Source organism: Sphingomonas sp. BL-S-29, from assembly GCF_055521495.1.
This window is the reverse complement of the sequence record NZ_CM145482.1, coordinates 2,827,767-2,850,994: the sequence shown is the minus strand read 5'-3', so window position 1 is coordinate 2,850,994 and position 23,228 is coordinate 2,827,767. Positions and strand designations below refer to the sequence as shown.

Sequence of the window (23,228 nt, the reverse complement as noted above, 5' to 3'; positions counted from 1 at the left end):
ATCACAGAAAAACCCCGGCCGCGCGGCGGCGCGGCCGGGGTCAGTTTCCCCTTTTCTGGCGTGATCAGAAGTTGATGCCGATCCCCAGCGAGAATTTCGCGCCGACATCGTAGCGGTTGTAATAGATCCGGTTGTCACCGAGCTCCTGGAACTCCTGATATTTGGTGCCCAGGATGTTGCGCGCGGTGAACTTCAGCTCCGTATCGAGCCCGAACAGCTTCACACCCTGACGCGCGACGAAGTCGAAATCGACGCCCGGCTGTTCGTAGATGTCCGGCTGGCCCGAGGGGCCGCGGCTCGTCACGCGCTTGCTGGCATAGTTCACGAGGAAGGTGAACTGAGACAGCTTTTCCTTGTCCTCGATGCCGAGCTGCAGATTGACGAGGTGCTCCGATTGGCCAGTCATCGGCGCGCCATCGCGGAAGAAACTGGCGGCGGCGAGTGGCACGCCGTTCACGACCGCGAGATCACCCGCCTGGACCTTCAGCTTCGACTTCGAATAGGTGTAGTTCGCGATCGCCACCAGGCGGCGGCTGGCGAAGAAATTGCCGCCAAACCAGTCAGCCATGTCGAAATGCTTCTGCGCCTCGAACTCGGCGCCGTAGAGAGTCGCCTCGGGAGCATTGGCGAAGCTGGTGTTGACCGACCCGTCCGAGTTGAAGGACGAGAAGGCCTCGATCGGGCGATCGATCTTCTTGTAGAAGCCGCCGAGCATGACGCGCTGGTCGCGTGCGAAGAACCATTCGTAGCGCGCCTCGGCATTGGTCAGCTTGCTGTCGACCAGCGACGGGTTGCCGCGGAACTGACGGTTCGAGTCAGTGTCGAGATAGATTTGCGACACGAGTTCGCGGAATTGCGGCCGGGCAATCGTCTTCGACGCGCTCGCGCGCACCTGCATGTTGTTGGCGACTTCCCAGGTCAGGGTAGCAGCCGGCAGCCAGTAATCGTTCTTCAGGTTAGTCTCGACGATCGCGGTGCTGACCGTGCCGAACAGGTTGATCGGCAGCACCGTCTGTTTCGCCGTCTCGTAGCGGACGCCGACGTCGAACTTCAGCCCGGGAATGACCTCGGCCTTGATCTGGCCATAGCCTGCATGGGTGCGCAGTTTGGCCTCGAACGCCGCCGTGCCGGCCGAACCGGAGGTTTCGAGCAGGACGATATCGAACGACTGGATCGTATAGTCGGACAGCAGGTAGTCCGGGCGCAGCTGGCGCACGCTGATCGGCAGGTTCGAACCACGATAGGTGAAGTCGCGGCGAGTCGAGGTGCGGTCGGTATCCGAATAGGCATAGCCGACCGTCGCGGTGATCTCCGGCGTGAACTTGTACGACAGGTCGGCGCCGCCCGAATAGAGATTCTCGTTGAGGTCGCTGAACGATACCGTCGCGGTACCTTCCTGGTTGTTGCCGCCCAGATCGTTGACGTACTTGTTGCCCGTCGGATCCGACGTCAGCGGCTGGTTGGTCCGGACATAGGTGAAGCTGCGCTCGTAAGGTGCCTCACGCTGGGTGTTCGCATAGCCGCCGCGCAGATCGAGGCTGAGATTGTCGAAGCGGAACTCGCCGGTCAGCTGGGTATCGATCAGCTGACGCTCGTACCAGCCGGTGTCCTGAACCATCAGGTCGCGATTGGCCGAGATGAAGCGGTTGCCGACGCCGAGCCGACCCTGCTTCAGGGTGTCGCGGATATAGAGGTTGGTCCAGCGGACCTTGTTCTCGTCAAATTCGAGGCCAAGGCCGAGCAGGCCGCTCACCACGACGCGATTGTCAGTGATCACGCGGTTGAAGTTGTTGTCGGGCACCGACAGGTCGGCAGCACCGGCGGTCTGCTGCAGCGACTGGCGGGTGCGCCAGGTATTGGCGATGCTGGCCGACGCGATCACGCCGAGCAGCGTATCGCCCAGATTGATCGAGGCGCCGCCCGACAGATCGCCCGAAAAGTTGACCGGGATATTGTCGTTGCGCTGCAGGACGGTGGTCCGCGCATTCGCGAGGCTGGAGGCAAGCAGGCCGATCTGCTCGACCGAAAAGTCCGGGCCGACGGTGATCAGCTTGCCGCTGTCCAGCGCGTTCTGGAAGTTGGTCGGGAGCGTGCGCGTCCCATTGTCGAAGCCGGTCCAGTCGAGACGGCTGCCCGCATAGGTGTAGCCGAGCTGCCCGGTGGTCACCGTATCGCCGCTGACCGAGGCACCGACCGACAGAAAGGCCTCGCGCGGGATCGCCTTGGTCGTCAGGTTGACGACACCACCGCCGAATTCGCCGGGGAAATTGGCCGAATAGCTCTTCTGCACATAGGAGGAGGCGATCACGCTGGTCGGGAAGATGTCCAGCGGAACGACGCGCTTGAGCGGCTCGGGGCTGGGCAGCGGGGAGCCGTTGAGCAGGGCGAGCGAATAGCGGTCGCCGAGACCGCGCACATAGACATAGCCGTTGCCGACCACGCTGAGGCCGGTGACGCGAGTCAGCGCGCCGGCGATGTCGCCCTCGCCCGTCCGCGCGATGTCGGCGCTGGACAGCACCGAAGCGACCTGCGGGGTAGCGCGCACGACGTTGGGCACGTTGCGGCCCACGACGACGATGTCGGGGCCGGTATCGTCACCGCCGCCGGGAATGGAAACATCGGCCTGCTCTTCCTGCTGCGGCGCCGGATCGGCGGCCGTTGCGGGATCAGCGGCAGGAGTCGTGCTTTGCGTCGCGCCAGGTGCCGTCTGAGCGAAAGCGGCCGGGGACACCAGAGCGGTGGAAACGAGGAGCAAGCTCGCCAGGCTAAGCGGCTTCGACATGTATTATCCCCCGGGTAGGTTTACTTGAGAAATGACGGGGCGACGCAACCGCGCCGCCCCGTTTGACCGATCGGCGATCAGCTGGTCGGCAGGGTGGTGCAGGCCTGGCTCGTCGCGCCGAAGTTCAGCGTCGAGGAGTTGCAGGTCCAGCCGGCATACCAGGTGTCGGTCGAGTCCTTGACCGCGCCGACATAGCCCGGCGAGGTGAAGAAGCTGCCGAGCGTCGCCGCCGCGAAGGCCGGACGAGCGGTTTCGTTGGCACCGTTGATGAAGCCGCTGGTCAGGCTCGGCGTGTAGGTCGAGCTGTTGTTGGTGCCGGCCTCAAATGCGGTACGAACCTGTGCATCGGTCACGCCGCTGTTCCCGAGGAACGGATTGGCTGCGCACTGCATGTTGATCGAGTGGAACACCGGCGGGCCGGCTTCGTCGAGGGCCGCATCGGCGGCACGGAGCGTGTTCGCACGGCTGATGCGCAGGCAGGCCAGGCTCGGGCTGACGACGACGCCGTTGACCATCGTGTAGTCGGTGCTGCCGCGCAACAGGATCGCCGCGAGGTCGGCACCGGTGGTCGAACGCTGGATGAAAGTGAAGTTCGCGAGGCGCGTGTTCTGCCGCGGCGTATTCTCTTCCAGCGTGTTGTCCGAGTCAGCCTCGATCATCGCATCGCCGAGACCAGTGCGCTGGGCGGCGATCACGAACTGGATGAAGCCCTTGTAGCCGACATCGGTGTCGAGATTGTCGTCCTCGTTGCCGGTCAGCACCAGATATTTCAGGTTCGGACGGCCGCCGAAGATCTCGATGCCGTCGTCCGAGCTGTTATGGACCTGGATATGGTCGAGCACGGTGTCGCTGCCGACGCCCGACGGGGTCAGGCCCTGGAGTTCCGACGCCGCCGAGAGGATGAAGCCCGAATAGCGGATCTGGACATATTGCATGCGGCCGCTGTTGTCGGCCGGGGTCGCGCCGCCATAGAGCGCGTTGCTGGTGCCTTCGGTGTCACGCTCGCAGGTGGTGGTGCCCGGCGTGGCCAGCGGTGCAAGGCAGTCAGTGATCGGCGCGCGGCCGAGCAGGACGACGCCGCCCCACAGCTGCGACGTATCGTCGGTCGCCGAACCGGTCACGTTGCCGCGGCCGGTGAAGATGATCGGGCGGGTCGCCGAACCGACCGCGTCGATGCGGTTGCCGCGGTTGACCGCCAGGAAGGACACGCCGGTCGCGCCGAAGATCACCACGCCCGGATCGATCGTCAGCGTGACGTTGTTGCCAGTGCTCGCCGCACCCTGATCGGTGCCGACATCGACACGGCCAGGTAGCGAGTAGATCACGCCGGTGGTGCGGGCGATCTGCGTGTTGGCGGTGAAGCGGGCCGGGAAGGCGCAGTTGCGATATTCGCCGGTCGGACCGGAAATGGTGCCGGCATTGATCAGCTGATCCGGGCCCGGGATGGCCGGGCAGGCAGCGGCCGGGGTCACCAGCACGGGGCCGGTCGGCGTCGGGGTCGGGGTCGGCGCGGGAGCCGGGGTGGGAGCCGGAACGACAATCACGCCTTCGCCTGGCGAAGCGATGTCGCTCGCGCCGCAACCCGAAAGGGCTGCCGCCGCGCAGCTGGTCAAAAGAATGAGGCTAACGCGCTTGAAGCTGGCCATAAGGTCTCCGTTCGATCTGTGGGTGAGAGCGGGCACGCTCTCCGGATCGACTCGGTGTTCCCCCTGTCGACCACGAGCCCCCGCTAGGGACGGCCCGTGACTCCTCGGTGCGGATTCGAAGACTCAACGGAGACAATATCGTGTCAGATTGATGACTGATGTTGCAGATAGATGACGTGCCAGAGAGCGCGACGCGAAAAACCCGCCGGTCGCCAACGACCGGCGGGTTTGAAAAACTGGTGGGCGCGACAGGGATTGAACCTGTGACCCCACCCGTGTGAAGGGTGTGCTCTACCGCTGAGCTACGCGCCCATCGCGTTTCCCCGAAAGGGCCGCAATGTCTTCGCCGGCGTTGCCGCCAACGGAATAGGGCGGCGTCGCCGCCGCCCCTGATGTCATCGCCTTAGAAAAGGGGCCGCGGCTTGTCCAGCCCCGGCGCCCATATCATTCGTCGATCAGTTGACCGAATCCTTCAGGCCCTTGCCCGCCTTGAACTTGGGCTGCGACGACGCCTTGATCGTCATCGGCTCACCGGTGCGCGGGTTGCGGCCCGTCGACGCCTTGCGCTTGCTGACGGAGAAAGTGCCGAAACCGACCAGACGAACCTCGTCACCCTTTTTCAGTGCAGCCGAAATCGCATCGAACACTGCCTCGACCGCCTTGCTGGCATCGCCCTTGCCCAGTCCGGACGCGTCGGCGACCGATCCGATCAATTCCTGCTTGTTCATGCCGAAAGAACCCCCGTCTTGAAAAATGATACATTGAAATGAGTCGCGGCGCATAGCCGGTGGTACAGTAAGGCGGCTCAATCCGGGGCTGTCAAAGCAAAACGACCTAAAATTTCGCCTAAAGGGGCGAAATTCAGGCCGTTTCGCTTGACAGCTTGATTAATGATGGAGTTCGCCGCCGATCGGCGCCACGCCGGCCGGAGGCTGGGCGGCTAGGTCATCCGCCTCGGTCCAGTCGATCGCCGTCAGCGGACCGGTCAGCGCAAGCCGCAGCACCTCGTCGACATGCGCGACGGGGATGATGGTCAGCCCTTCGCGAATGTTCGCCGGGATCTCGGCCAGGTCCTTCTCATTCTCCTGCGGAATCAGCACGGTGGTGATGCCGCCGCGCAAGGCCGCGAGCAGCTTCTCCTTGAGCCCGCCGATCGGGAGCACCCGGCCGCGCAGGGTCACCTCGCCCGTCATCGCCACGTCGCGCCGCACCGGCACGCCGGTCAGCGTGGAGATGATCGCGGTGACGATGCCGATGCCCGCCGACGGTCCGTCCTTGGGAACGGCGCCCTCGGGCAGATGGATGTGCACGTCCTTGCGGGCGAACACGCTAGGCTTGATGCCATAGCTGGGCGACCGCGCCTTGATGAAGCTGAACGCGGTCTCGATCGACTCCTTCATCACGTCGCCGAGCTTGCCGGTGACCTTGGCCGAACCCTTGCCCGGCACGGTCACGCTCTCGATCGTCAGCAGCTCGCCGCCAACTTCGGTCCAGGCGAGACCCGTCACCGCGCCGACCTGATTCTCTTCCTCTCCCAGGCCGTGGCGATATTTCTTCACGCCCGCGAACTCGGCGAGATTGTCGGGCGTGATCGTCACGCTCGTCGTCTTGCCTTCAAGAATCTGGCGCAGCGCCTTGCGGGCGAGCTTGGCGATCTCACGCTCGAGCGTGCGCACGCCGGCTTCGCGCGTATAATATTGGATCAGCGCGCGCAGCCCCTCGGTGGTGAGCGTGAACTCGCCGTCCTTCAGGCCGTGCGCCTCGACCTGCTTGGCGACCAGGTGCCGCTCCGCGATCTCGACCTTCTCGTCCTCAGTATAGCCCTCGAGCCGGATGATCTCCATGCGGTCGAGCAACGGCTGCGGCAGGTTGAGCGTGTTGGCGGTCGTCACGAACATGACGTCCGACAGGTCGATATCGATCTCGAGATAATGATCCTGGAACTTCGAATTCTGCTCCGGGTCGAGCACCTCGAGCAAAGCCGAGGCGGGATCGCCGCGGAAATCCTGGCCGAGCTTGTCGATCTCGTCGAGCAGGAACAGCGGGTTGGACGTGCCGGCCTTTTTCAGGTTGGTCACGATCTTGCCCGGTAGCGAGCCGATATAGGTCCGCCGGTGGCCCCGAATCTCGGCTTCGTCACGCACGCCGCCGAGCGACTGGCGGATGAACTCGCGCCCGGTCGCCTTCGCGATCGACTTGCCGAGCGAGGTCTTGCCCACGCCGGGCGGGCCGACGAGGCACAGGATCGGACCCTTCAGCTTGTTGGTGCGCGCCTGGACCGCGAGATATTCGATGATCCGGTCCTTGACCTTCTCCAGCGCATAATGATCCTCGTCGAGGATCGCCTGCGCGGCGGAGATGTCCTTCTTGATCTTCGACTTCTTGCCCCAGGGCATGCCCAGCAGCACGTCGAGATAATTGCGCACGACGGTCGCCTCGGCGGACATCGGCGCCATCGTCTTCATCTTCTTGAGCTCGGCGGTCGCCTTGGTGCGGGCTTCCTTGGAGAGCTTGAGCGTCGCGATCTTCTGGGTCAGCTCGGCGATCTCGTCGCCCTCGCCTTCCTCGCCCTCATTGCCCAGCTCGCGCTGAATCGCCTTGAGCTGCTCGTTGAGATAATATTCGCGCTGCGTCTTCTCCATCTGGCGCTTGACGCGGCTCTTGATCTTCTTCTCGACCTGCAGGACGCCAAGCTCGCCTTCCATGAAGGCGAAGGCCATTTCCAGGCGGCGCGAAGGATCGGCTTCGACCAGCAGCGACTGCTTGTCGGAAACCTTCACCGAGATATTCGCAGCGACCGCGTCGGCCAAGCGCGACGCATCCTCGATCTCGCCGAGCTGCACCGCAGTCTCGGCCGGCAGCTTGCGGTTGAGCTTGGCGTAATTCTCGAACTGGTCGACCACCGAGCGCATCAGCGCCGAGACTTCATTGCCTTCGGCAACGGCCTCGTCGACGGTCGCGACGGTCGCGGTCAGATAGGTGTCGGTCGCCGACAAGGTGTCGAGCGACGCGCGAACCTTGCCCTCCACCAGCACGCGCACGGTGCCGTCCGGGAGCTTCAGCAGCTGGAGCACGGTGGCGGTGACGCCGATGTCGTAGAGGTCCTCGCGCTCTGGATCGTCCTCGGCGGGATCGAGCTGGGCGACGAGGAAGATTTCCTTGTCGGCAGCCATCGCTGCTTCAAGGGCCGCGACCGACTTGTCGCGACCAACGAACAACGGCACGATCATGTGCGGGAAGACGACGATATCGCGAAGCGGCAGGACTGGGTAGGATTGGGTCATGGATACTCCGGCAGCGCCTGAACGAGGCGCCAGTTCTCCCTTATATGGTGCTGTTGACCAATCCATCAATCGCCGAACGTTTTTAGCGGCCATATCGACTGTGCTTACCGAATGCTGAGGTACGAAATTCCCATGCTCCTGAAACCTGCCCTGGCGCTCGCCGCGCTGTCGCTCACCGCCGCGACCGCCCTCCCGAAAAAAGGCGAGCCGCCGATCACCGAGCAGACTCAACGATCGGGCGGTGTCATCGACCCCGACCAGGCCAGGCTGAAGTTCGACCATGCCGACCTGAAGTTCGAGGTGCTGCCGGCGACGCAGGAACTGCATGGACTCGCCACATTGACCTTCACCGCCAGGGCACCGCTGACGCGGCTGCTGATCGACCTCGACAAGAATATCGCGCCGAGCGCCGTCGCGATCGACGGTACGCCGCTCCCGCGGAGCGATTTCTCCGACCCGGACGGCCGGCTGACGATCACGCTGCCGAAAACCATCGCCGCTGGCGAGCAGGTCATCGCGACGATCACCTATGGCGGCACACCACATGTCGCGGTGAACGCGCCCTGGGACGACGGCATGGTCTGGGCGAAGACGCCGGACGGCCGCACCTGGTTCGCGACCACCGCGGAAGGTTATGGCTGCGACCTGTTCTGGCCCTGTCTCGACTTCCCCACCGGCGAGCCCGAGAACGTCACCTTGCACATCACCGTGCCCAAGGGACTGAAGGCGCCGTCCAACGGCAAGCTGATCGGGGTCGATACGCTGCCGGACGGGCGCACCACCTGGAACTGGAGCGTGCGCCAGCCCAACACCTATGGCATCGCGCTGAACGTCGGACCGTATGAGGAGATCTCGGGCATCTACAAGAGCCGCTACGGCAACGAAATCCCGATGTTCTATTGGTATCTGCCGGGCGAGGAGGCGAAGGCGAAGGCCTTGTTCGCCGAATTCGCCCCCACGCTCGACTTCTTCGAGAGCGAGATTGGCCCCTACCCGTTCGGCGACGAGAAGCTCGGCGTGGTCGAGACGCCGCACAAGGGCATGGAGCACCAGACGATCAATGCCTATGGCAATGAATATGCCAAGGCGCCGGAAGGGTTCGACTGGCTGTTCCACCATGAATTCGCCCATGAATATTTCGGCAACCAGCTGACCGCGGCGAACTGGGACGATTACTGGCTGCACGAAGGCTATGGCTCGTACATGCAGCCCTATTACGGGCTGTGGCGCGAGGGCAGCGCGCGCTACGCGACGATGCTCGACGATCAACGCAACAAGATCGCCAACCTCCAGCCGCTCATCTCCGGCAAAGTCCGCACCGAGGAGGAGGTCTATGAGACCGCCAAGGGTGGTCCGGCCCAGGACATTTATTACAAGGGATCGTGGATGCTCCACACCCTGCGCAACCTGATCGGCGATGCGGCATTTCGCGACGTGACCCGGCTCGCCGTCTATGGCCGGATCGACCCGAAGCCGGGCAATTTCTCGCCGCGCTTCGGATCGTCGCTGGAATATGAGGGCTTCGTCAAGCAGGTGACCGGCGAGGACTATGGCTGGTTCTTCGATGTCTATCTGCGCAAGGCCGCGCTCCCCGAGCTGGTCGAGACCCGCGACGTCGGCATGCTGAACTTGAGCTGGAAGGCGCCCGACGGCCTCCCCTTCCCCATGCCGGTCGAGGTGCAGATCGATGACGAGGTCGAGCGGCTGGCGATGACCGGCGGCAAGGACAGTATCGCGGTCGCGCCCGGCGCGCATGTCGTGATCGACCCGGCTGCCCGAATCCTCAAACGCTCCAGGGCGCTGGAGGAATATAAGGCGTGGAAGGCAGCGCCCGGGAAAGCGAAATATTAGGAGGAGCGCGATGACCCTGTTCCCCATCGATCCGGTCGGACTACCCGGCCTCGCGGCGCTGGCCCTTGGCTTCCTCGCCTTCTTCACGGCGCTGATGGCCGCGCGGTACCGGGCGACCAAAATGCCCAAGGTGGCCGATGCGAGCAGCAACCAGGCGTCCTGGATCTGGATCGCCGTGCAGGGCCTGGGCATCGCCATCGCCGGTTATGGCCGGATCGACGTATCGCTCGACCCGATGTCGGCCAGGGCGATCATCGAGGGGGTCGCGGTATTCGTGCTGATGCTCGGCGCGGTTGGACTGTTCCACGCCTCCTCGCGGACGATGGGCAAGAACTGGAGCCTGGTCGCACGCACCCGCGAGGATCATCAGCTGGTGCAGACCGGTCCCTTCGCGGTGGTGCGCCACCCCATCTATATCGCGCTGTTCCTGTTCATGATCGCGATGGCCGTCGCTTATGGCCACACCCGCAACCTGATGATCGCGGTGCCGGTCTATGCCATCGGAACCTGGCTGCGCGTGCGGCATGAGGAACGGCTGCTGCGCGGCCAGTTCGGCGCGGACTACGACGCCTATGCGGCGCGGGTGAAGCGATTCGTGCCGGGGGTTTTCTGACGGAGAAGCTGACCTTCGCGAGGGACGGTGCCGAGCGCTTCCCCTCCGCGGCAGCCCCATCGTTGCCGGAGATCGAGGCGATCGTCACGACTCTCGATCCCGACCGCGCCGGCATCCGGCTGCACGGTATCGAGGGGTTACGCGGCGTCCTCGATCCCGCCGGCCCGATCGCCAGGATCGCCGCCGATGCGATTGGCGCCGGCGCGCGCCCGGTTCGCGCGATCCTGTTCGACAAGACCGCCGCCACCAATTGGGCGCTGGGCTGGCATTAGGACCGGACGATCGTCGTAGCCGAGCGGCGCGACGTCGCCGGTTTCGGGCCGTGGACGGTCAAGGCCGGGCTGCTTCATGTCGCGCCACCGTTCGAGCTGCTGGCGGGCATGGTGACGTTGCGGGTTCATCTCGACCCCGTCGGTCCGGATAATGCGCCACTGCTCGTCGCGCCGGGATCGCATCGCTTTGGGCGGGTGGCGGAAGACGACATCGATGCCGTAGTGGCCGAGTGCGGGATTGCCGAATGCCTCGCGGACGATGGCGATGTCTGGCTGTATGCCACGCCAATCCTTCATGCGTCCGATGCGGCCGTTCACCCCCGGCGACGGCGGGTTCTGCAGGTGGACTATGCCCCGGAGACGCTGCCGGGGGGACTTGCATGGCTGGGCATTTAACCCCGCCCAGCATGGCGGTTTACGCAAGGTAGCTAGAGCCCTGCCCAATCCATTTCAGGTCCAAAGTCAGTGCAAATCGATGGCTTCACGACGGCCGTCCCATTTTTAGTGAAACGTTTCACTAAATAGTCACATCACCATGCGAGAGGCGCCCCATCAGACCTTCAGGGGGAACGCCGACCATGCCCGATCTATTCCTTTCCGCTCCGCTCTCGCCCCGCCGCCTGTTGCTTGGCGTGACGCTGGCCGCGCTCGCCGCCGGGCAGGCGCAGGCGCAGGACGCGACGTCTCCGCCCGTGCCGGCCGCCAGGGAACAGGACGACATCGTCGTGACCGCGGCGCGTGTGGGCGCCGGCGAAAGCCGTGCCGTGCTGGTGCTCGGCCGCGACGATATCGACAGCCGTCCGTTCGGCGCCGACATCACTCAGAGCCTCAACAAGATCCCCGGCGTCCAGGCGACGACCGGCGACGCGCGCGGTGGCAGCTTCTCGTTCGAATTCGCCATGCGCGGGCTCAACAAGGAGCAGGTCGGCTTCACCCTCGACGGCATTCCCACGGGCGACGCGCGTTTCAATGGCGGCTCGCCGCCCCAGCGCTTTATCGAAACGAGCAATATCCGTCGCATCACCGTATCGCAGAGCGCCGGCGATCTCGGCGCGCCCTCGCGCTTCGCGCTGGGCGGCTTTGTCGACTTCACCACCGACGATCCGTCGCTGCGCCCAAGCGCCGCGTTCGAGGCGGGCTATGGGTCCTATGATTTCTGGCGCAGCTATTTCCGCGTCGATACCGGCGAGATCGCGCCCGGCCTGTCCGCCTATGCCAGCTATTCCAATCAGGCGAACGATGTCTGGACCGGCCCGGCCAACCGCCATTCGCACCGCGAGCATGCCGAATTCAAGGCCGTGAAGACCTTCGAGGGCGGATCCTTCATCAAGGCGCGCGTGAGCTGGAACGACCAGCAGGATAATGATTTCAACATCATCTCGCTCGCCGAATTCCGTGCCGCTCCACGCTCGGACCAGGCCACCGACAGGCTGAGCGGCATTCCGGCGATCGACGTCAACTATGGCGGCGCACTTGGCGGCACGCGCCAGGATCTGCTCGCTTATGCCAATATGGGGCTTGAGGTCAGCGACAAGGTGCTGCTGACGGTCAATCCCTATTACCAGACATTGCGCGGTGAATCCTTCCGCTATCAGGATCGTGCCCGCGCCCTGGCGGGCGGCGATCCCTATGCGGTGACCGGCTATAATGCGAGCGGCGGCGCGATCCGCCCGGCGCTCACGACCCTGCGCAACAGCAACGTCGTGGGCGGCCCCGCCGACATGCGGGTCACGCCGCGTGATCGCGACCGCTATGGCGCCACTGCCGAACTCCGCCTCGACGATCTGATCGCCGGCAACCGCGTCCGCATCGGTGGGTGGTGGGAAGGCGGCGAGTCGAGCGAGGAGCGGCGATTCTATCGCCTGATCGATCCCGCTTCGGGCATCACCTATAACCGCAGCGCGCTCAACTATGTCGAATATCGGCGCTGGACGAGCATCGAGACGACGATGCTCTACGCCCAGGATTCGGTTGCGCTGGTGCCGGGCCTGCTGCGCGTCGAACTGGGCGCCAACTGGATCAACGTGAAATACAAGGCGCGCTCGCCGCTCGAATACAAGGCCGAACTCGACTTTTCGCAGCATTCGGACATCAACCCGAAGCTTGGCTTCACCCTGACCCCGATACGCGGAATCGAGGTCTATGGCGGTTATGCCCGGAACTTCGCCGGCATTCCCGAGGATGCGTTCCTCGGTTCCACCGCCGTGATCAGTCCAGGCGCGCTCGACCCGATCCAGTCGGAGAATATCGATCTCGGGGTGCGCTACACGACGGATCGCCTCGCGCTCTCGCTTCAGGCCTATTCCGTCGATCTCGCCAACAATATCGGCATCGTCCCCAACGATCCCGGCGCGACTGAGCCGGACGAGATCATCCGCGGGAATGTCGCGACTCGCGCCGCCAACATCGCCGGGCAGCGCACGCGCGGCATCGAAGCGACCGCGCTGGGCAATTTCGGCCCGGTCGATTTCTATACGAGCTATTCCTACCAGGACGCCAGGCACGATGATTTCCCGGTCGGGTCTCCCGAGCGCGCGGCGCTTGCCGCGGTGGGCGTGATCGCGGGCGAGCGGGTGCGCAATATCCCGCGCCACAGTGCCTATGGCGAGATCGGCGTGACGCCGATCGAAGGCGCGCGCATCCAGGCCAATCTGCGTTATGTCGGCGATCGCGTCGGCGGGCACCTGGTCGCCGCTACGACCTTTCGCGAAGTCGGCGTGGAGACCATTCCCGGCTATGCCGTGGCAGGTGCCGGCGCGAGCTACACGCTGCGCGATACGGGGCCGTTCCACGCGGTCACGCTACAGTTCAACGTCGATAACCTGTTCGACAAGGCGTATATCGGATCGGTTTCCAGCTCCACCGCGACCCAGCCTGAATTCAGCCTGCCGGCGATCACGCTCGACCGCTATTTCCTCGGCGCGCCACGCACCTATACGCTGTCGTTCCGCGTCAAGTTCTGATGGGACGCCTAGCGCGCGGCGCCGCCTTGCCGGCACTGGCCCTGCTGGTCCTGGCCACGCAGGGCGGCGCGCAGGAGCGCCCGGCGGCGCTGGCGGCGCCCGCCGTCCGGCTGGTCGATACGATCGAGCTCGACCCGCGTCGTTTCGACAAGGGTTTCGGGGGTATCTCGGGGATCGAGTATGACGTCCGGCGGCGGCGCTGGCTGTTGCTGAGCGACGACCGTTCCGATCATGCGCCCGCTCGCTTCTACACGGCACGGCTCGTCCGCGCCGCGCATGGCCACTGGCGCGTGACCGACCGAGGGAGCGTGGTGCTGAAGGATGCGCGAGGCGCGGTCTTTCCGTCGGCGGGGCAAGGGCGCGAAGCCGTCGATCCGGAGGCAGTCCGGGTCGCCCCCGATGGCCGCCGGCTGATCTGGTCGAGCGAGGGCGATATCAACCATGGTTATGGCCCCGCGATACGCTGGATGGACCGACAGGGGCGAACACAGGGCCAGGCGGCATTGCCGGCCAACCTCGCGCCCGACCCGACCGGGCGATCCGGGCCGCGTGACAATCGGACGATCGAGGGCCTGGACTTCACCCCGGACGGCGCCCTGTGGCTCGCCATGGAGGCACCGCTGATCGAGGATGGCCTGCCTGCCGGAGACGGCCGCGGCGCGCTGGTTCGCTTCACCAGGCTGGAGGCGGGCGCGCCGACGCGGCAATTCGCCTATCGCCTCGATGCGGTTCCGCCTCGCGCAACGGGCAAGGAGGCGGACAATGGCATTTCCGAGATCCTCGCGCTCGACGATCGGCGCATGCTGGTGCTCGAACGCTCGGGCGCGCCCGTCGGCGGCGGGCGTTACCGTTTCCATTGCCGGCTCTATCTCGCGGACTTCACGGTCGCGACGGACGTCGCGGCGGTCGCGCGCCTCGAACGGGCGGCGATCACGGTCGCGGCCAAGCGACTGCTGATCGACTTCGACGATCTTCCCGGCAATATGGGCAATCTGGAAGGCATGGCCTGGTGGCCTTCGCCGAGGCGCGACCGGATCGTGCTGGTCAACGACAACAATTTCGTCGAGGATGCGCCGACGCGGCTGATAATTCTCGCGCTCAACCCCGCGCTGCCGGCACCGGCGCCCTGACCAGCGTGACGGTTGCTGGTGGCGGCATGCGACCCTATGCCGGTCGGCAGCTTCCCGAGTGCGCCCCATCCCATGCCTGACGTTCCTTCCAGCCGGCGACCGACGCTCAAGGACCTGGCCCGCGAAGCCGGGGTCTCGCTGGCAAGCGCTTCCTACGCCGTCAACGGCAACGGATCGGTCGGCGAGCAGACCCGCGCGCACATTCTCGCGGTGGCGCAGCGCATCGGCTATCGCCAGAACGTCGCCGCGCGGGCGATGAAGACGGGCCGATCGGGCACCCTGGCGCTGTTGCTGCCCGACCTGGCGAATCCGTTCTTCCCGGCACTGGCGCAAGCCATGTTCCGTGCGGCGCGGAGCCGTGGCCATGCAATGTTCCTGATCGATACCGAGGGCAATGAAGCGCTCGAACATGCTGCGCTCGCCAAGGCGACCGACCTGGGCGTGGACGGCCTGGTCTGGTTCCCGATCCGCGACAAGGATACGTCGCAGGGCGTGCTCGCGCATACCCCGACGGTCGTTCTCGATCGGACGCTGCCCGGCTATGCCACGGTCGGAGTCGACTATCTCGGTGCCGGCCGGATCGCCGCCCGGCATTTGCTCGACGCCGGGCATCGCCGGATCGGGATCATCTCGGGCCCGACCGACATCGCCAGCATGCGTGACCGCTGCGACGGCGCGGAGGCGCTGATCCGCGCCGAGGGCATGCTCGCCTTTCGGGTGCGCAATGCCTTTTCGGTCGACCTGGAGCCCGAGGCGCGCGCGGCGATCACGACGGGGCGCGCCACCGCCGTCTTCGCGGCCGCCGACGTCATCGCGATCGGCGCGCTGCGCCATGCGCAGGCAAGCGGCTTGCGTGTTCCGGAAGACCTTTCCGTCCTCGGCTTCGACGATATCCCGCTCGCGGAGCAGAGCCTGCCATCGCTTTCGACGATCGAGTTGCCGGTCGAGGAAATGGCGGAGCGCGCGCTCTCCATGCTGGTCGAACGGATCGCCGCGCCGCGGCCGCATGATGCGGAGATCTTCATGATCGGGACCGGTCTCGTGCCTCGGGCGTCGGTCGCGTTCCTGACATAGGGCGGAATGCATTGCCGCCGGATCGGCGACTGAAATCCCGCCCCGCTCTTGCGTTCCGGGCGCTATAGGCAGACCGTCGCGACTCCCGACGACCGACCTTCGCTACGAAAGGCCGGCAGGACGAGGAGAGCGTTAGTGGACGAGATCCGCAGAGGCGCGAGAGCGATCGCGCTTGTTGGCCCCGCCGGCGCGGGCAAGACCAGCCTTGGCGAAGCCCTGTTGTTCGCCGCCGGCGCCGTCCCGAGGCTGGGCGCGGTCGATGCCGGCAGCTGTGTCGGCGATGCCAGCCCCGAGGCGCGGGCAAGGGGCGGATCGACCGAACTCAACCTGCTGCGCTTCGACTGGATGGGCGACCGCTATCTGATCACGGATGCGCCCGGCTCTCCGGCCTTCGTAACCGACATGGAGATGGCGCTGGCCGCCGCCGATCTGGCGCTGGTCGTGATCGATCCCGATCCGGCGCGGGCGCCGTTGATCGAGCCCACGCTGCGGCGGCTGGAAGCGATCGGCATCCCGCACGCGCTGTTCGTCAACAAGATCGACCAGGCGCGGGGCAGCATCGAGGATTTGCTGACCGCACTGCAGCCGATGAGCGCCGCCGCGCTGGTCGCGCGCCAGATCCCGATCCGCGCCGGCGAGCGCACCGCCGGGTTCGTCGATCTCGCGCTCGAACGCGCCTATCATTACCAACCGGGCAAACGCTCCGAGCAGGTCCCCCTCGCCGCGCATCTCAGGCAGGATGAGGCGGCGGCGCGTTTCCATATGCTCGAGCAGCTTGCCGATCATGACGATGTGCTGCTCGAACAGCTGCTATCGGACGAGGTGCCGAGCCTCGAGACGATCTTTGGCGACCTAGCGCGGGAGACCGCCGCGGGGCTGGTCGTGCCGGTGCTGTTCGGTTCGGCGCTCAACGGCTTCGGCATCCGCCGGTTGCTCAAGATGCTGCGCCACGACACGCCGACCGCCGCGCGGACCGCGGAGCGGATCGGCATCGCCGGTCCGGCGGTGCAGGTGCTCAAGATCTCGCACGGCAGCACGATCGGCCGACTGGCGATCGCGCGGGTGTTCGGCGGGCCGCTGAGCGAAGGCGCCGAACTGGTCGGGGGCGATGGCGAGGCGATGCGTGCGGGCGCGCTGTTCGCGCTTCAGGGTGGCGCGGCGACGCGAATCCAGCGCGCCGAGCCGGGCGAGATCGTCGGCATCGCCAAGGCCGATGCGGCGAGGGCCGGCGACCTGATCGGCATCGCCGCGCGTCCCGGGGCGGTAGCCGCCGCCTCCCCGGTGCCGACCGCGAACCATGCGCTGGCCATTGCGGTCAAGGATCACAAGGACGAGGTCCGCCTGTCCACGTCGCTGAACAAGCTGGCCGAGGAAGATCCCGGGCTGCGCTGGGGCCAGGACGAGGGATCGCGCGAGACGCTGCTGCGAGGAATCAACGACGAGCATCTCGCGGTCGCGCTCGACCGGCTGAAGCGGCGCTACGGCGTGGCGATCTCGGCGCGGCCGCCCGCGGTTGCCTATCGCGAGACCATCAGGAAAGCCGCCAGCCAGCGCGGCCGGCACAAAAAACAGTCGGGCGGGCATGGCCAATATGGCGATGTGGTGATCGAGATCGCGCCGCTGGAGCGCGGACAGGGTTTCCGCTTCGACGACCGCATCACCGGCGGCGCGGTCCCGCGGCAATGGATCCCCGCCGTCGAGCAGGGCGTGCGCGACGCGATGGCGAAAGGACCGCTCGGCGTCGAGGTGGTGGATGTCGCGGTCGCGCTGGTCGACGGGTCGTTCCATGCGGTCGACAGCTCCGAGTTGGCGTTCCGCACCGCGGGGCGGATCGCCATGGCGGAAGCGCTCGCCGCCGCGTCGCCCTATCTGCTCGAACCGATCGCGCAGGTGACGATTCACGCGCCGGGCAGCGCCAGCTCGCGCATCACCTCGGCGGTCGCCAGCCGGCGCGGACAGATGCTCGGCATGACGCCGCTGGCGGGCTGGTCGCGCTGGGACGTAATCGAGGTGCTGCTGCCCGATGCCGAGCTGCACGATCTCGATGCCGAACTCCAATCGCTGAGCCAGGGCATGGCGCGCTACACGGCGCATTTCGACCACTTCGCCCCGGTCGCGGGCAAGGTCGCCGAGGACATCGTGCAGCGGATCCAGCAACCGGCCTGATCCTTCCCGCTCTTGCGCCGCTGCGCGAATTGCGGCCAACTCCCCGACGGGGGAACGCACATGACCGATCACGCCACGGATTCGCTCTGGAACCGCGATCTCGCGCCGACGGACGCGACGCAGCGAACCTGGCGCTGGTATCATTTCGCGGCCCTTTGGATCGGCATGATCGTCGCGGTGCCCAGCTGGATGCTCGCCTCCGGCCTGATCGAGCAAGGCATGTCGGCGGGCCAGGCCGCGCTGACCGTACTGCTCGGCAATGTCGTGGTGCTCGTCCCCCTGCTGCTGATCGGCCATGCCGGCGCGCGTTACGGCATCCCCTATGCGGTGCTGGCGCGGGCGTCGTTTGGCACCAGGGGCGCCCGCCTGCCCGCGGTGGCGCGAGCGCTGGTCGCGTGCGGCTGGTTCGGCATCCAGACCTGGATCGGCGGCGAGGCGCTGCTGACCCTGCTCGGCGTGTTCGTCGGGCAGAGCCTGAAGGGGCCGGTCGTGCCCGTGCTCGACATCGGCGTCGGGCAGATGCTGTCCTTCGCGACCTTCTGGGCGCTGCAGCTGTTCTTCGTCAGCAAGGGGCTGACGACGATCCGGCGGCTCGAGACCTGGACCGCCCCGATCAAGATCCTGGTGTGCGTCGCGCTCGTCTGGTGGGCGGTGGACAAGGCCGGCGGACTCGGTCCGATCTTCGCCAGCCCCTCCGCCTTCGTGCCCGGCGGCGCGCGCGACGGGCAGTTCTGGCTGGTGTTCTGGCCATCGCTCACCGCGATGGTCGGCTTCTGGGGGACGCTCGCGCTCAACATCCCCGACTTCACCCGCTTCGCGAAGAGCCAGCGCGACCAGATGATCGGCCAGTCGATCGGCCTGCCGCCGGGCATGGGGCTGATCGCGCTGGCCAGCGTCATCACCACCTCGGCGACGGTGGTGATTTACGGCCATGCGATCTGGGACCCGGTCGCGCTGTCGGGCACGCTGGCCGGGCCGCTGGTGCTGCTCGGGCTGATCGTCATCGCGATCGACACCATCTCGTGCAACATCGCCGCGAACCTGGTGTGCGCCGCCTATGATTTCTCGTCGCTCGCGCCTGGGAAGATCTCCTATCGCACGGGAGGTCTCATTACCGCAGTGATTGGCGTGCTGATCATGCCGTGGAAGCTGCTCGCGACGACCGGCGGCTACATCTTCGTCTGGCTGACCGGGTACAGCGCGCTGCTCGGCCCGATCGCCGGCATCCTGATCGCCGATTACTGGCTGATCCGGCGGACCCGGCTCGATATCGACGACCTGTACCGCGAGGGCGGACGCTATGCCTATGCCGGCGGGTGGAACGGCCGCGCCCTCATCGCCTTCGCGGCAGGCGTGCTGCCCAATCTGCCGGGTTTCCTCGCGACCGTGGCGCCGGGAACGTTCGGCTGGCTCGGCGGCTTCTGGACCGGGCTTTATGCATATGCCTGGTTCACCGGGCTGTTCCTGGCGCTCGGGACCTATGCAGTGCTGATGCGCCATGCACGAACCAATAGTGAAGTGATGACTTGACTGTTACGCGAGCTTCGCCATAGTGAAGCCATCACTTCACTATGGAGTCGTGACATCATGGACACATTGCCCGTCCTTCCCAGCACCTTCGTGATCGAGCGCAGCTATCCTGTTCCGAGGGAGCGCGTGTTCGCCGCGCTCAGCCAGGAAGATCGGAAGCGCCGCTGGTACGCCGATCGCGAAGGCGCCATATTCGAGATGGACTTCCGCGTTGGCGGCCGCTCCGTCTCCCGATCGCGCATGGGCCCCGATACGCCGTTCGAGGGCGTGGAACTCGCCAACGAGGAATATTTCCACAACATCGTCCCCGACCAGCGCATCGTCAGCGCCGCCACCATGACGATCGGCGGCAAGCCCATCTCGGTCGCGCTGCTGACCATCGAACTCGTCGCGACCGACAGCGGCACCGACCTGATCTGCACGCATCAGGCCGTGTTCCTCGAAGGCGCGGACGGCCCCGAGATGCGCGAGCATGGGTGGAACGCCTTGTTCGACCGGCTTGGGGCGATATTGCCGGAGGCGTGACGATTCCCGACACCAAGCCGGCGGCCAGGGTCGAGCGCGTGCTGCGCGCGCTTGCCGACCCGTCGCGACTGGCGATCGTCGAGCGGCTGACCGCAGGGCCCTTGTCCGTCTCCACCTTGGCTGCTCCGCTCGGCATCACCCTGACCGCGGTGGCTCAGCATCTGCAGGTGCTCGAGGAATGCGGGCTGGTCCGCACCGAGAAGGTCGGGCGCGTGCGGAGCTGCCAGCTGGTGCCCGGCGGCTTCTCGATCCTCGAACAATGGATCCGCGATCGACGTTCACCGGCGGAGCGGCGGCTGGACCGGCTCGGCGACTTCCTGGCGGAGTCCTGATTCGCTCCAACAATGCCCCTGTTCGGGCGATGTTTTTTTCTTCCGCTGTTATGTTGGAGTTTCGGCTCGATTTTCCGGAGCCGGATCAACTGCTTGCGCTGCGTTTTCCCTGTTACGCAGTAACAGCGGATAACAGACGACAAAACGCGCTGTTCTTTCCGCTCATCGGCGGCTGGAATCGTCCAACATTTCACCATGTGAAAGAGCGGGGCGGATGCTTGCAGCATTCTGCCCAGCTCGTTGCTGCAATGGTCGAGGGTAAAGTTGAATCGATCAATCCGAGCCGAACCGCGCCCATAGTTTCGGATAGCGCTTTTTGAGGGCTGCAGGGTCCTCGGTGAACCGTGTGCCCGACGGGTCCGAACTGTACGTCTGAGCCTTGCGCGGCATCGCCTCGGCGCTGCGGCCGGTCTTGTTCGCCCAGGCCTCGTCGGCGACATAGCGGAATTCCTCGAATTCGAATTCGCCGTCATGATCGTCCGGTATGATGTCGGCGAGGGAGTCCGGGTCCGCGCTGACCTTTTCGAACGCGGTCTTGCCTCGCGAAATCAGCCAGCGGCGGAAATATTCAAAGCCGTCATCGGACATGCCGCCTTCCACGACGAAGCCGGCGCCCCATAGGTCCCAGCGATAGGATCGGCGCATCAGTTCGTCGAAGATGTCGGCGAAGGCCTCGATCTCCTGCGGCGTCAGGCGGTCGAGCGACGCGCGCAAAGCAGTCGCCTGGCTCTGCGGATCCGGCTCATTGCGCGCCGATCCGCCGACGATCTGCCAGAAACGCGCTTCGTTCATCTCGCTGGGCCTTCTTTCCTGCTGGGCATTGGCCGGCGGTGCGGAGAGCATGGCAGTAACCGACGAGAGAGCGAGGGCAAGGATGGCGAGTGCTCGCATGGATCAATCCGCCGGCCGCATCATCGACCAGAAGCGCGGGCCGCCTTTGGGCACGGCCCATTCGCCGATCACGTCAAAGCCGAGTCCGCGATAGAAGCCGATATATTTCTCACTCGGTGTCTCGAGATAGGCCGGCAATCCGCTGTCCGCGACACGTTCCAATCCCGATCGGATCGTGGCGCCGCCAAGGCCCTTGCCTTGCGATGCGGGATCGCACCCGGCGATGTGGAGATACCAATAGTCACCGGCGGGAAAATGCGCGTCGATCGCGTTGGACACCGCCAGCGCACGGCCGAGTGCGGTGCCGAACAGGCTCACCAGCGGCAGCGCGTGGAGCAGCAGATCGAGCAGGGTCGTTCGATTGTGGCCGGGGGCCCGCCATAAGGTGGCCGCCTCGCCACCCGTAGTGACGAGGCGCATGCCGTGCGCGTCCTCGTCGAACAACAGGGCAAACATTCGGGGCAGGCGTTTGGCGCGCTCTGCGGGGTCGGGGAAGATGTAGCTGGTCGCAGGGTCGTCGACGAAGGCGCGGGCGAGCATGGCCGCGATGGCGGTGCGGTCGCTGGTGGCGGCGACTCGGATAGTTGGGTTGGCGTGTTCAGGCATGCCGTTATGAGGCGCCTATACCCTTCTCCCCTTGTGGGAGAAGGTGGCGCGAAGCGCCGGATGAGGGGGAGTGAGGTTCAAAACCGCAACTACGCGTGTCCCCCTCACCCTTCCCATCGCAAGAGCGATGGGCCCCTTCCCTCTCCCACAAGGGGAGAGGGAGAAGAAGACAGGCATCGCGATTTGAGATGCCTGCCTCGTTATCAAGCGGCGCCGGCGCCCGCCTTGTCCTTCTTGGCATAGACGCGGATCGGTTCCTTGCGGCCTTCGATCACGTCCTTGTCGATCATCACCTCATCGACCCCGTCCATTCCCGGCAGGTCGAACATGGTGTCGAGCAGGATGCCCTCGAGGATCGAACGCAGCCCCCGCGCACCGGTCTTGCGGTCGATCGCCTTTCTGGCGACCTGGACCAGCGCGTCGTCGGTGAAGCCGAGCTTCACTTCCTCCATGTCGAACAGCTTCTGATACTGTTTGACCAGGGCGTTCTTCGGCTCGGTAAGGATCGTCACCAGCGCCGGCACGTCGAGATCCTCGAGCGTGGCGATCACCGGCAGACGGCCGACGAATTCGGGGATCAGGCCGAACTTCAGCAAATCCTCGGGCTCGACCGACTTGAGCGTCTCGCCGGTGCGGCGTTCCTCAGGCGAAGCGACATAGGCGCCGAACCCGATCGACTTGCCCTGGAGGCGATCGCCGATGATCTTTTCGAGACCCGAGAACGCGCCGCCGCAGATGAACAGGATGTTCGTCGTGTCGACCTGCAGGAATTCCTGCTGCGGATGCTTGCGCCCGCCCTGCGGCGGGACGGAGGCCGTGGTGCCCTCCATCAGCTTGAGCAGCGCCTGCTGAACGCCCTCACCCGACACGTCGCGCGTGATCGACGGGTTCTCGGCCTTGCGGCTGATCTTGTCGATCTCGTCGATGTACACGATGCCGCGCTGCGCCCGCTCGACATTATAGTCGGAGGCCTGGAGCAGCTTCAGGATGATGTTCTCGACATCCTCGCCGACATAGCCCGCCTCGGTCAGCGTGGTGGCATCGGCCATGGTGAAGGGCACATCGAGGATTCGCGCGAGCGTCTGGGCGAGCAAGGTCTTGCCGCAGCCGGTCGGCCCGACGAGCAGGATGTTCGACTTGGCAAGCTCGACATCCGCGCCCTTCTGGCCGTGGTTGAGGCGCTTGTAGTGATTGTGCACGGCGACCGAGAGGACTCGCTTGGCGCGCTTCTGCCCGATGACATAGTCGTCGAGCACGTCGCAGATCTCCTGCGGCGTGGGCACGCCCCCGTCCTTCTTGGAGACGAGCGCGGACTTGGTTTCCTCGCGAATGATGTCGTTGCAGAGCTCGACACACTCATCGCAGATGAACACGGTAGGCCCGGCAATCAGCTTGCGTACCTCGTGCTGCGACTTGCCACAGAACGAGCAATACAGCGTGCTCTTCGAGTCGCCACCGCTGAGCTTCGTCATAAACCAGATACCTTCATTCGATTACGCAAACCCGTCGCAGCCGCGAGGGCGTTCAAGCCGCTTTCACTATCGTCCGGCGAAACAGCCTAAT

Annotated in this window: 18 protein-coding genes and 1 tRNA gene; 11 read left to right on the top strand and 8 right to left on the bottom strand. The window is 65.4% G+C overall.

All coding sequences use genetic code 11. The annotated features are described in order from the left end of the window. Positions 1–64: 64 nt before the first annotated feature. From ACZ1I2_RS13585 to lon, 5 genes are all read right to left on the bottom strand, one after another. Positions 65–2,782, bottom strand: coding sequence for a TonB-dependent receptor domain-containing protein (locus tag ACZ1I2_RS13585; protein WP_465176884.1), 2,718 nt, complete (start codon positions 2,780–2,782; stop codon positions 65–67). A gap of 77 nt (positions 2,783–2,859) precedes the next feature. Next, entirely contained in the window at positions 2,860–4,428 is a 1,569-nt protein-coding gene (locus tag ACZ1I2_RS13580) for a hypothetical protein (RefSeq protein ID WP_465176885.1), read from the bottom strand. A gap of 237 nt (positions 4,429–4,665) precedes the next feature. Then, positions 4,666–4,740, bottom strand: a tRNA-Val gene (locus ACZ1I2_RS13575). Between the two features lie 143 nt (positions 4,741–4,883). After that, complete coding sequence (locus tag ACZ1I2_RS13570) at positions 4,884–5,156, bottom strand: HU family DNA-binding protein (protein WP_272627303.1); 273 nt, start codon at positions 5,154–5,156, stop codon at positions 4,884–4,886. A gap of 159 nt (positions 5,157–5,315) precedes the next feature. Then, positions 5,316–7,712, bottom strand: a complete 2,397-nt coding sequence (lon, locus tag ACZ1I2_RS13565; RefSeq protein WP_465176886.1) for an endopeptidase La — start codon at positions 7,710–7,712, stop codon at positions 5,316–5,318. 132 nt (positions 7,713–7,844) lie between these two features. Between lon and ACZ1I2_RS13560 the strand changes: the two genes are divergently transcribed. The 11 genes from ACZ1I2_RS13560 to ACZ1I2_RS13510 all read left to right on the top strand — a co-directional run bounded on the left by ACZ1I2_RS13560 (position 7,845) and on the right by ACZ1I2_RS13510 (position 20,168). Then, positions 7,845–9,563, top strand: coding sequence for a M1 family metallopeptidase (locus tag ACZ1I2_RS13560; RefSeq protein ID WP_465176887.1), 1,719 nt, complete (start codon positions 7,845–7,847; stop codon positions 9,561–9,563). A gap of 10 nt (positions 9,564–9,573) precedes the next feature. Continuing rightward, the gene (locus ACZ1I2_RS13555; protein WP_465176888.1) at positions 9,574–10,176 is read left to right on the top strand and encodes a methyltransferase family protein; all 603 of its coding nucleotides are present in this window, start codon (positions 9,574–9,576) and stop codon (positions 10,174–10,176) included. A 62-nt stretch (positions 10,177–10,238) separates the two neighbouring features. Beyond that, a complete protein-coding gene (locus ACZ1I2_RS13550) occupies positions 10,239–10,448 on the top strand; it encodes a hypothetical protein (RefSeq protein WP_465176889.1) in 210 nt (69 codons plus the stop codon). Between the two features lie 108 nt (positions 10,449–10,556). Then, positions 10,557–10,844 (top strand): phytanoyl-CoA dioxygenase family protein, encoded by a 288-nt coding sequence (locus ACZ1I2_RS13545; protein ID WP_465176890.1) that lies wholly within the window; start codon positions 10,557–10,559, stop codon positions 10,842–10,844. 182 nt (positions 10,845–11,026) lie between these two features. Next, positions 11,027–13,411, top strand: a complete 2,385-nt coding sequence (locus tag ACZ1I2_RS13540; protein ID WP_465176891.1) for a TonB-dependent receptor — start codon at positions 11,027–11,029, stop codon at positions 13,409–13,411. Further along, a complete protein-coding gene (locus tag ACZ1I2_RS13535) occupies positions 13,411–14,541 on the top strand; it encodes an esterase-like activity of phytase family protein (protein ID WP_465176892.1) in 1,131 nt (376 codons plus the stop codon). The genes ACZ1I2_RS13540 and ACZ1I2_RS13535 overlap by 1 nt, the downstream gene beginning before the upstream one ends. Before the next feature lie 72 nt (positions 14,542–14,613). Continuing rightward, entirely contained in the window at positions 14,614–15,615 is a 1,002-nt protein-coding gene (locus ACZ1I2_RS13530; RefSeq protein WP_465176893.1) for a LacI family DNA-binding transcriptional regulator, read from the top strand. 135 nt (positions 15,616–15,750) lie between these two features. Beyond that, positions 15,751–17,781, top strand: a complete 2,031-nt coding sequence (locus ACZ1I2_RS13525; protein WP_465176894.1) for an elongation factor G — start codon at positions 15,751–15,753, stop codon at positions 17,779–17,781. A gap of 60 nt (positions 17,782–17,841) precedes the next feature. Then, complete coding sequence (locus tag ACZ1I2_RS13520) at positions 17,842–19,311, top strand: NCS1 family nucleobase:cation symporter-1 (RefSeq protein WP_465173622.1); 1,470 nt, start codon at positions 17,842–17,844, stop codon at positions 19,309–19,311. Positions 19,312–19,368: 57 nt separating this feature from the next. Beyond that, complete coding sequence (locus tag ACZ1I2_RS13515; protein ID WP_465173623.1) at positions 19,369–19,836, top strand: SRPBCC family protein; 468 nt, start codon at positions 19,369–19,371, stop codon at positions 19,834–19,836. Next, entirely contained in the window at positions 19,833–20,168 is a 336-nt protein-coding gene (locus ACZ1I2_RS13510; RefSeq protein ID WP_465173624.1) for an ArsR/SmtB family transcription factor, read from the top strand. Before ACZ1I2_RS13515 ends, ACZ1I2_RS13510 begins: the two co-directional genes overlap by 4 nt. A 273-nt stretch (positions 20,169–20,441) precedes the next feature. Here ACZ1I2_RS13510 and ACZ1I2_RS13505 read toward each other — a convergent pair whose 3' ends face one another. The 3 genes from ACZ1I2_RS13505 to clpX all read right to left on the bottom strand — a co-directional run bounded on the left by ACZ1I2_RS13505 (position 20,442) and on the right by clpX (position 23,137). After that, on the bottom strand, positions 20,442–21,059 hold the full coding sequence (locus ACZ1I2_RS13505; RefSeq protein ID WP_465176895.1) for a DUF4240 domain-containing protein: 618 nt from the start codon (positions 21,057–21,059) through the stop codon (positions 20,442–20,444). A gap of 3 nt (positions 21,060–21,062) precedes the next feature. Continuing rightward, the gene (locus tag ACZ1I2_RS13500) at positions 21,063–21,665 is read right to left on the bottom strand and encodes a GNAT family N-acetyltransferase (RefSeq protein WP_465173626.1); all 603 of its coding nucleotides are present in this window, start codon (positions 21,663–21,665) and stop codon (positions 21,063–21,065) included. 203 nt (positions 21,666–21,868) lie between these two features. Continuing rightward, positions 21,869–23,137 (bottom strand): ATP-dependent Clp protease ATP-binding subunit ClpX, encoded by a 1,269-nt coding sequence (clpX, locus tag ACZ1I2_RS13495; RefSeq protein WP_372854985.1) that lies wholly within the window; start codon positions 23,135–23,137, stop codon positions 21,869–21,871. Positions 23,138–23,228 lie beyond the last annotated feature (91 nt).